This is a genomic window from Flavobacterium sp. WC2409 (assembly GCF_041200085.1).
In the GTDB taxonomy this organism is placed as follows: Bacteria; Bacteroidota; Bacteroidia; order Flavobacteriales; family Flavobacteriaceae; genus Flavobacterium.
Genome location: NZ_CP165625.1, coordinates 2,809,074 through 2,821,517 on the forward strand (window position 1 = coordinate 2,809,074; position 12,444 = coordinate 2,821,517).

General features: G+C 32.0%; 13 protein-coding genes. 4 read left to right on the top strand and 9 right to left on the bottom strand.

What is annotated here, in order from left to right; translation table 11 throughout:
• Positions 1-10: 10 nt before the first annotated feature.
• Both AB3G34_RS12145 and AB3G34_RS12150 read right to left on the bottom strand, forming a co-directional pair.
• Positions 11-529 carry a gamma carbonic anhydrase family protein gene (locus AB3G34_RS12145; RefSeq protein ID WP_367772125.1) on the bottom strand — a complete coding sequence of 173 codons (519 nt, stop codon included), beginning with the start codon at positions 527-529 and terminating at the stop codon, positions 11-13.
• Between the two features lie 15 nt (positions 530-544).
• Positions 545-1,543, bottom strand: coding sequence for a type IX secretion system membrane protein PorP/SprF (locus AB3G34_RS12150; RefSeq protein WP_367755322.1), 999 nt, complete (start codon positions 1,541-1,543; stop codon positions 545-547).
• A gap of 157 nt (positions 1,544-1,700) precedes the next feature.
• On the opposite strand from AB3G34_RS12150, the gene AB3G34_RS12155 reads away from it, so the two are divergent.
• The 4 genes from AB3G34_RS12155 (at position 1,701) to AB3G34_RS12170 (ending at position 4,458) form a co-directional block, all read left to right on the top strand.
• On the top strand, positions 1,701-2,600 hold the full coding sequence (locus AB3G34_RS12155) for a NifU family protein (RefSeq protein ID WP_367772127.1): 900 nt from the start codon (positions 1,701-1,703) through the stop codon (positions 2,598-2,600).
• Positions 2,601-2,708: 108 nt separating this feature from the next.
• On the top strand, positions 2,709-2,909 hold the full coding sequence (locus AB3G34_RS12160; RefSeq protein WP_367755326.1) for a dodecin family protein: 201 nt from the start codon (positions 2,709-2,711) through the stop codon (positions 2,907-2,909).
• Between the two features lie 167 nt (positions 2,910-3,076).
• Positions 3,077-3,547: a YtxH domain-containing protein gene (locus AB3G34_RS12165; RefSeq protein ID WP_369752589.1), complete on the top strand. Its 471-nt coding sequence runs from the start codon at positions 3,077-3,079 to the stop codon at positions 3,545-3,547.
• Positions 3,548-3,633: 86 nt separating this feature from the next.
• Positions 3,634-4,458, top strand: a complete 825-nt coding sequence (locus tag AB3G34_RS12170) for a mechanosensitive ion channel family protein (protein ID WP_367772131.1) — start codon at positions 3,634-3,636, stop codon at positions 4,456-4,458.
• 3 nt (positions 4,459-4,461) lie between these two features.
• On the opposite strand, the gene tsaB is transcribed toward AB3G34_RS12170, so the two are convergent.
• From tsaB to AB3G34_RS12205, 7 genes are all read right to left on the bottom strand, one after another.
• Positions 4,462-5,130, bottom strand: coding sequence for a tRNA (adenosine(37)-N6)-threonylcarbamoyltransferase complex dimerization subunit type 1 TsaB (gene tsaB / locus AB3G34_RS12175; protein ID WP_367755332.1), 669 nt, complete (start codon positions 5,128-5,130; stop codon positions 4,462-4,464).
• 172 nt (positions 5,131-5,302) lie between these two features.
• Positions 5,303-6,598, bottom strand: a complete 1,296-nt coding sequence (locus tag AB3G34_RS12180) for an efflux RND transporter periplasmic adaptor subunit (protein ID WP_369752590.1) — start codon at positions 6,596-6,598, stop codon at positions 5,303-5,305.
• A gap of 7 nt (positions 6,599-6,605) precedes the next feature.
• Positions 6,606-7,976: a TolC family protein gene (locus AB3G34_RS12185; protein WP_369752591.1), complete on the bottom strand. Its 1,371-nt coding sequence runs from the start codon at positions 7,974-7,976 to the stop codon at positions 6,606-6,608.
• Positions 7,977-8,056: 80 nt separating this feature from the next.
• Complete coding sequence (locus AB3G34_RS12190) at positions 8,057-9,172, bottom strand: efflux RND transporter periplasmic adaptor subunit (RefSeq protein WP_367772137.1); 1,116 nt, start codon at positions 9,170-9,172, stop codon at positions 8,057-8,059.
• Positions 9,173-9,209: 37 nt separating this feature from the next.
• Positions 9,210-10,475, bottom strand: coding sequence for an ABC transporter permease (locus AB3G34_RS12195; RefSeq protein WP_367772139.1), 1,266 nt, complete (start codon positions 10,473-10,475; stop codon positions 9,210-9,212).
• Between the two features lie 2 nt (positions 10,476-10,477).
• On the bottom strand, positions 10,478-11,722 hold the full coding sequence (locus AB3G34_RS12200; RefSeq protein WP_369752592.1) for an ABC transporter permease: 1,245 nt from the start codon (positions 11,720-11,722) through the stop codon (positions 10,478-10,480).
• Positions 11,715-12,416: an ABC transporter ATP-binding protein gene (locus AB3G34_RS12205; protein ID WP_367772143.1), complete on the bottom strand. Its 702-nt coding sequence runs from the start codon at positions 12,414-12,416 to the stop codon at positions 11,715-11,717. The genes AB3G34_RS12200 and AB3G34_RS12205 overlap by 8 nt, the downstream gene beginning before the upstream one ends.
• Positions 12,417-12,444 lie beyond the last annotated feature (28 nt).

Here is a 12,444-nt window from a genome sequence, read left to right on the forward strand (position 1 = left end):
GTAAAACTGATTATTCTTCTTCTTTGAACCAACTGGAATACATTACATAATTGTTAGAAATACGTTCAATTTCCCCTGCAAAATTAGACTGATCAATATCTTTTACTTTCTTGGCAGGAACACCAGCCCAAATCGAACCTGAAGAAACAACTGTATTTTGAGTAATAACAGCTCCAGCAGCAACAATTGAATTACTTTCAATAATACAATTATCCATTACAATCGCTCCCATACCTATCAAAACATTGTCATGTACAGTACAGCCATGAACAATAGCATTATGCCCAATGGAAACATTATTACCTATTATAGTTGGGTGCTTTTTATATGTACAATGTATTATGGCACCATCTTGAATGTTTACTTTATTACCAATTTTAATAAAATTCACATCTGCTCGAATAACAGCATTGAACCATACACTACATGAATCACCAAAACTAACCTCACCGACTATAGTCGCATTTTCAGCAACATAACAATCTTTTGGTATCAGTGGTGTTTTTCCGTTGACCGACTTTATTAACATGAAAGAAAATTAGAATTAATTAATCGCAGGGCAGTTACATTCGTATTTTTCAGGCTTACAAAACAAGTTGAGCCCCAAAGTAATTTGATGATATCCTCCATTATCAAATTTAACTGCGCCAGAAACATGAGAGTAAGTATAAGCAAACATCACATTTTTGTAATTTACTCCAATAATAGGAGTAATATATTGTAATTTTTGTGTAGAAATCCCTGAAGCATCTGAATACTCTGCACCATCTAAACTTCTACGGTAGGACAATCCCGCCCATAGTGTTCCAAAATCCATGTTTTTATATGCTTTCAAATTAAAATCAAATGATTTTTCTTTTGTTTTATCTACTAATTGAAATAAAATAGATGGTTCCCATAAAATTCTATCTTTGTCCCCAAAAACGTATCCCGTACTCAATAAGAACTTTCTTAAATTATCACTTTCGTATTCTGTATAAATATCTCTTCTAGTTTCAAGTACATTCTTTACAGTACCATGTACATAAAAGTCCAAAAAATTATAAGAAGCTCCAATATCCATATTGAAATAAGAATCTTTTTGTACTATAGTTCCATCAATAATAGGATCAAAATCGCCTGATTGAAGAAAACTAGTTTCATCTAACTGACTCTGGATCAAACCAGCACTAATTCCAAAAGACAATTGATTCAAATCTATTTCATCTCTAGAAAACATAAGATGGTAAGCATAGGATAATTTAACTCCTTTTTGAGAATGATATCCGTTTTTATCATTAAAAAGAATAATCCCTGCCCCTGCTTTCTCACTCACCCTGCCATTAAAACTTACTGTTTGGAGTTTAGGAGCATCTTCTTGACCAGCCCATTGCGAACGAGAGGTAAGTCTTATTTTTGCACAATTTGCCGCACCTGCCATCGAAGGATGGATCAAATAGTAATTATCTGATAAATAATCAGAATATACAGCGATACCTTCTTGTGAAAAAGAATAGGAAGTAATAAAAAAAAGTACAAATAAAATTTTAATTTTGATATACATTGAAATACTTTTATATAAAAAATGAATATAAGTGTTACAGAAAAAGAATAGATAGTCCGTAATAATACTAAACTAAAGTTAATTTATTCATTAATATATCAAATATAGTTATTCGTAGAAAATAACTTTACTAAATTTGTAAAAATTTACAAAAGTTATGACAAAAGTTACCATAAAAGAAACGCAAAACCCAACTATACTAAAATTTGAATTTGAAGATTTCATTACTAAAAATGAAAGTTTTGAGTTTAAAAACATTGATGAAGCAAAAGCATCACCACTTGCACAACAATTATTCTATTTACCATTTGTAAAAACGATATACATTTCTGGAAAATTTATTGCTGTTGAAAAATATAGTATTGTAGAATGGGATGATGTAAAAGATGCCGTTGCTGAACAAATTGAAACATTTGTTACTAATGGAGGTACCATAATTACAATTGAGGAAAATAAAACAAAAAAACAGCCTATTACTGTTTATGGAGAAACAACACCAAATCCATCAGCTTTAAAATTCGTCGTTAGTAGAATGCTAACTAAGAATCCTATTGAGTTTAAAAACATTGACCAAACTGCTTCATCTCCCTTAGCAAAAGAATTATTTAAATTCCCATATGTAAAAGAAATTTTTATTGATGAAAATTATATTTCAGTAACCAAATATGAGGTCAATAACTGGGAGGAAATTACTTTGGAATTAAGAAGCTTCATCAAACAATATATTGAAAATGGAGGAACAGTTTTAGACGAAAGTCTAATTCAAACTATTGTAAAAGACGAAAAAACAAAAGATGCAAATTTTGATTCATTAGACGAAACTTCTCAAAAAATCATTAATATATTAGAAGAATATGTAAAACCTGCTGTTGCTGCTGACGGTGGTAACATTGCCTTTGAATCCTATGACGAAACTTCTAAAACCGTAAAAGTAACACTCCAAGGAGCTTGTAGTGGCTGTCCATCATCAACATTTACTTTAAAAAGCGGAATAGAAAACATGCTAAAAAGCATGCTTAACGACGATAAAATAAATGTAGAAGCCGCTAACGCCTAATAATTACAAAATACTGATTTACTGATAATTATGATATATTTAACCTTTTTTATAGGGGGAAAATTAAAAAATTAGTTAAATTTAAGTTTAACTAAAAAAGTAGAAATTATGTCAGTATTAAAGGTAATTGAATTACTCTCAAGTTCAAAAACGAGTTGGGAAGAAGCAACACAAAAAGCCATAACGAAAGCATCAAAATCTGTAAAAAATATACGATCTGTATATGTTAAAGATCAAAGTGCATCAGTAGATGGAGGCAAAATATCAGAATACCGAGTAACACTTAAAGTAACATTCGAACTTGAGTAAACTTTATTCTAAAAAAAATTAAAGCGTTTCTTACGAAACGCTTTTTTTGTACAACTACATCATTGTTTCTACATTTTAAAATAAAATCACAAAATATTGATAACCAATAAATTAATTGCAATAAAATTGTTTAATATTGTATTAGAAATTTAAAACAATAAAACATTATGGGAGTATCATCATTTTTTAAAAATTTATTTGGCTCAGCCAAAGAATCTTCGAGTGAATTAGCTAATAAAGCAGAAATTAAGTTGGAGCAAGCAAAAGAAGCGTCAACTCCTTATATTGAGAAAGCAGAAAATTTTGCCGAAGAGACAATGGCTAAGGCTAAAGAAACCGCTAGTGAATTAGCCTCAAAAACAGAAAAAGCGATGGAAGGTGCAAAAACAGCAGCTGCTCCAATGATAGAAAAAGTTGAAGATTATGCAGACCAAGCTAAAGAGACAATCAGCGAGTTCAGTCAAGAAGCTGGGGATGTATTAGGAAAAACTATCGCTTCTATTAAAGAAAATGCCGAAATTGCAAAAGACAAAATAGATCATTTAGCGGTCGAAGCCAAAGGAATAGCAAGTGATAAAATTAAATCTTTAACACCGCAAGACAATCAAGAAGACGCTCAAAATAAAATTGGAGAATAAGTCAATTAATTACTCTATTATTTTTTGTAATTTTGCTTTATAAACACAAACCTTCTTTATAATAGAAGGTTTTTTATTACCTAAAAATGACCCTAACTACCGATGTTGTTACTAATTATGCCAACATATATTTTAAAGAATTTATTACTTATTCTCCTAAACTGATATCAGCTTTTATTATTCTTTTCATTGGGTTATACTCAATTCGCATTATCAATAGGCTTATTAGAAAAATAATGGTTAAAAGAGAGCTTGACCCCACACTAACCAAGTTTTTAGCTGATATTTTATTATGGGTCTTAAGAGTATTACTATTTGTAACATTCATTTCTAAACTAGGAATTGAGACTTCTTCATTTGTTGCTATTTTAGGTGCAATGGGACTTGCTGTAGGACTGTCATTACAAGGTTCCTTATCTAATTTTGCAGGAGGAATGCTAATTATTCTATTTAAGCCATTCAAAGTGGGACATACAATAGAAGCTCAAGGTACACTCGCAACAGTCAATGAAATTCAAATTTTTGTAACCAAATTAATCACCGCCAACAATCAAACGGTTTTTATTCCAAATGGAGTATTGTCTAACGGCACTATCATAAATTACTCTTTACAAAAAAACAGACGTGCTGATTTGACCTTCTCTATCTCTTATGATTCGGATATTAAAAAAGCAAAAGATTTAATTATTGAAATTTTAAACAATAACCCAAAAGTGCTTCAAACTCCAAAACCAGAGGTTTTTGTTAAAAACCTAACTGATAGCGCTATTCAATTAGCAGTAAGACCTTGGGCAACTAATGAAGATTTTGGAGCTGTTTTTACAGAAACTTTGGAAAACTGCAAAGCAGCATTTGACAATGCTGGAATCAATATACAACCGTATGTGAAAGAAATGTCTCAAAGCAATTAACCATTACTTTTTTGGAGTAGTAATCATAAAATCCTTTAAATAATAAGGTTCAAAATAGGCTACATCGACAGTATCGTTTATTGCATATTTCGCAAAGCTAAGAGCGCACATTTCTCTAGCTGATGGGTATTTTATATCATCAAGAAATATAAAATTATCTTTTGTTAATACCGTTTTACATTTCTCAGCGCAGTCACCTACAAAATAAATGGGCTCTTTTATATTTTCAAAAGAATTTTCAGTAATAACTTCAGCTTGAGTTTCTCTTTTATTTTCTAATTCAGCAGAGAAAATAGCACTATACACTTCCATTCTTCGAGCATCAATCATAGGAATAATTAATCCATCTGAGACTTTCGTTTGTGCTGCCAACACTTTTAAAGTATCTACAGCTATCAAAGGGATTGACAAGGCAAAACAGAGTCCTTTGGCTGCTGAAACGCCAATGCGAAGTCCTGTATACGATCCTGGGCCTTGACTTACAGCAACTGCGGCTAAATCTTTAAATGTAATTCCTGCTTCTGTCAAAACCGACTCCATAAAAACATGTAGTCGCTCTGCATGAGAATATCCTTCTTCAGCAATTTCATTACAAACAATCGTTTTACCCTCTTTTGCAATTGCAACAGAACAGTTTTTTGTAGCTGTTTCAATATTTAGAATATATGACACGTCATTATGAGATTTAAATTAGAAAAAAAAAGGAACCATCAAAGGCTCTGCAAAGGAATAAAAAAACGGCATAGAAAACAATTCAAAAATTGAAAGACTTCTTAATTGAAAACAAAAAACCTTTGCTCTCACAAAGGGTTTTAAAAATATTCAATACTAGTTATTGAATAATCTATTTTTTATCTTCTTTCTTATCTGATTTCAACACTACTTTATCACCAGAGTTTAATTCTTTTGTAACAGTAGTATAAGGTCCCGTAATTACAACATCACCTTTTTTCAAACCGCTAAGTATTTCAATATTTATATCGTCTTGAATTCCCGTTTTAATAATCCGTATTTTAGCTTTATCACCCACTTTCACAAAAACACACTCAAACTTTTTATCGCTTTTTGGAGTTGCATTTTTTTCTTCGGGAGTCTCCACCATTTTAACTTCTTTTACTGCTGCTGTATCAGACTTGATAACGATAGAACTAATTGGAACATTCAGCACGTTTGCTTTTGTTTTAGTCATAATATCAACTGTAGCTGTCATTCCAGGTCTAAAAGGAGAATAAGTAGCCGGTTTCCCTACTAATAAATCTTGGTACGATTCTTTAACAATTCGTACTTTAACTTTAAAATTAGTTACTTGATCTGAAGTCAAAGTACTACTTGCAGAATTAGAAATACTTGTAACCACACCCTTAAATTTCTTTTTTAAATAAGCATCAACTTCAACGTTAGCTTCATCCCCTTCTTTAATTTTAACGATGTCATTTTCATTTACATCCACTTCAACTTCCATATTATTCAAGTTGGCTACTCTTAAAAGCTCAGTACCTGTCATTTGTTGTGTTCCTAAAACACGCTCTCCTAATTCAACATTAAGCATAGAAATTGTTCCATCTGCAGGAGAGTATATAATAGTACGCCCTAAATTGTCTTTAGCTTCATTTACAGATGCCGAAGCACTTTGTACATTAAAATATGCCGATTGTTTTGTCGCCTTGGCCACTTCATAAGAAGCTATGGCTTTGTCCCAATCAGATTTAGAGATAATTCCTTTTTGAAACAAAGTTTTATTTCTTTCATAACTTGACTTAGCCTCATTAAACTGAGCATCAGCTTGAGTTAATCCTGCTTTTGAACCTGATAGACCAGCAATCGTTCTATTTAAACTAGAAGTATATAAATCCGGATTTATTTTTACCAATAATTCTCCTTTTTTCACGACTTGCCCTTCTTTTACAGGTAATGAAATAATTTCTCCAGAAACCATTGATGAAATTTTCACTTCGATTTCAGGTTGAATTTTTCCAGTTGCCGATACTGTTTCAACAATTGTTGAAGTATTTACCTGAGCAATTTCTACTTCGGTACCTTTGTCCTTATTTCCTATTATTCCAGCTTTTGAAAGCGCTATTAATGCAACTATAAGTAGAACTACTCCACCAACTATATAATAAATTGATTTTTTTGACATAATGTATTTAGTTTTTAATGATAGGAATTCCGAAATAGAATTCTAATATTTTAATTTTAAAAATGTAATCGTATTTGCTTCTCAAAACTTCTGATTGCGCATTCGACAGTAATGTTTGTGATTGATTCAAATCGAAAGAATTCATCAAACCAACATCAAATTTGTCCTTGGCATAATTATAAGAAGCTTGTCTCGATTCCAATGCCACAAGAGCAGATTCATGAGATTTTAATGCTCCTTTTGCATCCGCAAATGCAGTATAAACATTTCTTTGCAAATCTAAATTTTGTTGTTCTAATGCAATCTTAGACTTCTCTAAACTTACTTTAGAGCGCTCTACATTATTTCTAGCAGAGAATCCATTAAAAATAGGAATATTCAGTTGTACACCATAAGACTGCCCTTTATTATCACTAAACTGATTAAAGAACGGTGGTGCAGACTGTACTCCGATAACAGCTCCATTGCTATCTCTTAACGCAATATCAGCATATGATATTCTCGTATTAAAATTATAAAAACCTTGTAAAGTAGGTTGAAATTTCCCTTTTGCAATAGCTACATTTTTTTCGGCAATTTCTAGATTAGTTTGAGCAATTTTTAACTCTGTTCTTCCCTCTTTTGCTTTATCGTAAATGGCAGTAGGCTCTTGAGACAATATATTATTTTCATCTTTAGCCATTGTATCATCAACTACATCAAAATTTTCAAAACTATCCAATTGAAGTAATTGCGCTAAACTTAATTTTGAGATCAACAACGAGTTTTCGGCAGCTATGACTTTTTGATTATCCGATGCCAAAGTAGCTTGAATGTCTAATAAGTCACCCCTAGGTATTGTTCCAGCATTTACCAATTCTCTGGAACGAGTTAACTGCTTTCCATTTATACTCAATTGTTCATTTTGCACCTTTAAATTTTCTTTATTAAAGAGCACTTGTAAAAAAGCATTCGCAACATTAAGTGCAATATCTTCTTGCATTTTTGTTAATTGATACTTTGCTACAATTATTGAAAGCCTTGCTTTTCTAAGTGTATTTTGGTTTTGCAGTCCTTTATAAATATCAACACCAACACTAGCACCAGCCGAGGTAAATTGCGTAGTTTTATTTTGCAAAAGCCCCGTAGTAATATCTTGATTCAAACCAATATTCCATGAATGAGAGGCTGAAGCATTAACCGAAGGAAGAAAACTACCCAGTGCTCCTTTTTTATCAATTAAAGCGGACTCACTATCTAATGCTGTTTGTTTTATTGAAATATTATGATCTAATGCATATTTCACACACTCTTCTAGAGTCCATTTTTTAGTTTGTGCACTTGATGACAAACTAAAGGCAAAGAGTAAAACTAAAGGTATCCAACTATTTTTTTTCATATATTTTGAATGGAAGTGTAACAAAGGTACTACACAAATTTAACATTTATCTATAAACTAAAAATCTTTTAATCTGTTTTTTATTCTTTAGAATCTGGGCCTTTTAAACCTTGATTCCAAATTTTTATCTTGTCAGAAGCCGTTATTCCGCTTTTTATTTGAACATAAATCCCATCACTCACACCTAAAACAAGATCCTTTCTAACAAATTTTTGGGAGCTAGTTTCTACTTCAACATAAGGCAATTGTGTTTTTTTATCAAATTGAATTAGCGCTTCTTTTAATGCTAAAACTTTATCTGCTTTTTCTAAAATAATAGAAGCATTAGCACTTAATCCAGCTCGAATAAAGGTGTCATCTCTATTTTCTAAAGAGGCTTTTATTTCAAATTGAATCGCACCATTTTCCGTCACACCCTTTGGTGCTATATATTGCAAAACAGCATCAAATTTTTTATTTTCAATTGCGCCTACAGTAATTTCGATAGGTAACTTTTCTTTTATTTTACCTACTTCTGATTCATCAATTTTACCAACAAAAATCATTCTTCCTACATCAGCAACACTGGCAATTGTCGTCCCTTCATTAAAGTTATTACTCTCAATAACCTGATTCCCCACTTTTACAGGAACGTCAAGTACCATTCCGTTTACAGTAGATCGGATTAAAGTATTAGCATAACCCCCAAGTCCAGATGTAGTTCCTGTTTTAACAATATCTAAGCTTCTTCTAGCTGCGTTATAATTTTGCTTTGCACTATTATACGCTAATTGAGCCGCATCGTAATCATTTGCTGAAATAACCCCTTTATCAAACAATGTTTTTTGTCTTTGATGTAATTTTTCTTGATTATCTAATTCAATTTTAGACGACTGCAATTGATTTTGCGTATTACTTAAATTAGAAACATTAGCAACCACTTTAATTTTAGCAATTAAATCTCCTGCTTTAATGTTTTGCCCGGCTTTAATATAGACAGCTTCAATAATTCCCGAAATATTAGGTTTTATTAAGACCTCTTCATCTGGCACAATATTTCCTGTAGCAATAGTATTTTTAACAATTGTTTTAATTTCCGCTTTATCCGTTTTAAAAACTACGGGAGCTTGTTGATTTTTTGCATATAAATAATATAACGCTCCAAAAAAGACTAAGGCGATAAAAATTAAAATAGTTATGGTTACTCCTTTTTTCATTTGTTTTGATTTATTCGTTTATTTTTTGATTGATAATTTATTCCGTTCGTAATGCATCTACTGGTTTGATATTTATTGCCGTTTGTGCAGGAATATATCCAGCTAACAAACCTGATCCTACTAATATAAATAAGGCAATAAAAACTACAGTCAGGTCAACACTGGGGTTAGCAAACATCATTCCCTCACTAGGCATACTATCTAATACCATATTAATAAGTGCAACAACTCCAGTCGCCATGGCAATACCAAACATCCCTGCAATGATTGTTAAAAAAATAGCTTCTAATAAGATTTGAGATCGAATTGCAGCTGGCGTAGCTCCTAAGGCTCTACGAATTCCTATTTCTTTAGTTCTCTCTTTTACTACGATTAACATGATATTTGAAATCCCTATCACTCCAGATAGCAATACCAAAGTCCCTACGAAATAAGCTATAAATTTTAGAATTAAAAACAATCCTTGGATCTTACTAAACTCTTGGTATAAGTCAAAATTACCAATGGCTCGATCATCATCAGGATGTATTGAATGTCTGGATTTTATAAAGTCTAATATTTGAGGTTTTAAAGTTGTTATCGACGCATTATCATTGGCAGTTAATGCCATCCATCCCACAGTATCCCCATAATTGAAAGCTTGCTGAAAAGTAGAAAATGGTATAAATATATTTTTTTGAGCCGATTCAGCATCTCCATTATTTCTAGATTTTGAATTATAAACACCCACCACCATAAAATTTACGCCATTAACTTTAATATAAGAACCAATAACATCTTCAGTTCTATCATACAATTCACTAATTACACCACGGCCTATAATTGCTACTTTCCGTTTCAATAGAATATCTTGTTGATTGACAAAACGTCCATTAACAATTTCCATTTGCTCTTGTTTAACCAACTCCGGATAATCTCCAAAAATGGTATACGAACCCGTTTTTGTTCCTCGGATAACGTTACTGGCTTCATTGTGCCCACCTAATTGATTTCTTGGAGAAACATATAGAAGATCTGGAAAATTTTCCTTTAAGGCGACAACATCATTGTTTATAAAATGATACTGCCTTGTTTTTGGAAGCCCTTTATACGGTTTTGAAGTAGTTTGACTCCACATAAACATGGTGTTTGTAGCAATTCCATCAAAACCCTTTTTAACACCATTTTCTAAACCTTTACCCGCAGCTAATAAAATTACTAAGATAAAAATTCCCCAAAAAACACCGAAAGCAGTTAAAACAGTTCGGAAAGTATTTGCCGTTAGCGCCTCTAAAATTTCAATCCATCTATCTCTATCAAACATAATTATTCGTCTCTAAGTGCTACAATCGGTTTAATACTTGCTGCTCTATAAGCTGGAAAAAAACCAGCTAAAGCTCCTGCAAAGACAAGTAAAATTAAAGTAGTTAAAGCCACTCCAAAATTCACTTCAGGATTCAAAAAATAATCACTTTTAACCAGCGGACCTACAAATTCTAGTAATAACAAACTTGATAAAAGCCCTACAAATCCAGAAATAGTAGTTATAAAAATAGATTCATGTAAAATCATTACAACAATAGAGAATGGAGAAGCACCTAGCGCTTTTCTGATTCCAATTTCTTTTGTTCTTTCCTTTACAATAATCATCATAATATTACTTACCCCAACAACACCAGCAATGATGGTACAAATTCCGACCCACCAAAAAAACAATCTGATATATAAATTTAAATCGTAAAATTGCTTAACGTTTTCAATTGTACTATTGATTCCAATACCACTCAAATCATCTGGTGAAACAGTATTTTTACCTTTAAGCATTTGGCTAATCTCTGTAGTAAACTTAACTGACTCTGCTAAAGCCTCTTCGTAAGTATCTTTTTTATGAAGTGTAAAAGCCAAATTACTAATCTTGTCACTACCCACAAAAACCTTTTGTACAGTAGTCAATGGCAAATAAGCTCTAGATTCTTCTCTTTCTCCACCAGGATCCATAAAGACACCAACAACTTTGAACTTTATATTACTTATAGCAATTTCTTCCCCTACTGCTTCTTTATCTTTAAATAAATCCAACCTTAGTTTTTCACCAATTACTGCGACTTTTGTACTATTAATTAAATCATTCGCATTTATAAATCTGCCTTTTATAATAGTAAGTCTCTCTATTGCCTGATGCTCGGGAGTTACTCCTTGATTATCATAGTTCCCCGTTTCTTTACCATAAACAATATTCGCATTCCAAAGCGCATAATTGGAACTCTCTTTGTCTATTTGTTTATCAAATTTTTGCGTTGACAACTCATAATCAATATTATGCAGCTGAATCTGCCTTCCTGGATTTAATCCTTTATACTCTTTTGTGGTGGTTCCGGCCCAAATCCAAATAACCCCATCTGCATCGTTTTCAAACTGTTTAGATATCCCGTTTTCAAGCCCCTTACCCACGCCCAGAAGTATCACTAAAATAAAAATACCAGAAGCCACAGAAATACCCGTGAGAAATGTTCTCAGTTTATTCTTAGCAATAGCTTCAAATATTTCCTGCCAGCGTTCTGTATTAAACATAAGCAGCTGCTCTAACTTGTTCTACCATTTTATCATCAATGATTAATCCGTCTTTTAAAACAACATTTCTTTTACACATAGCTGCAATATCCGGCTCATGAGTAACAATTAATATCGTTTTCCCTTCATCATTAATACCTTGAATTAATTCCATTACCTCATATGAAGTTTTAGTATCCAAAGCCCCTGTAGGTTCATCGGCCAATAATACTTTTGGGTTTGATGCCAATGCTCTAGCGATAGCCACACGTTGTTTTTGTCCTCCAGAAAGTTCCGAAGGTAAATGATGTGAATGCGTACCCAATCCCACTTTTTCAAGGTATCGCATCGCAATTTCGTATCTTTCTTTTCTCTTTACACCTTGATAATACAAAGGCATAGCCACATTATCTAATGCACTTTTATAATTAATCAGGTTAAAAGATTGAAAAACAAAACCTAAAAATTGATTGCGGTATCTTGAAGCGATAGTCTCATTTAATTTTTTGATTGGAACTTTATCTAATATATAATTTCCCGAATCCGCTTCATCTAAAATCCCAAGAATATTTAGTAAAGTCGATTTTCCAGAACCAGAAGAACCCATTATAGCAACTAGTTCCCCTTCTTTAATATTAAAATTAATGCCTTTTAAGACATGTAATTCGGAGCTTCCCATTTTGTAGGATTTATGTAAGTCTTTAATTTCTATCATAATATTTATATTTTATAATAATAGTTTA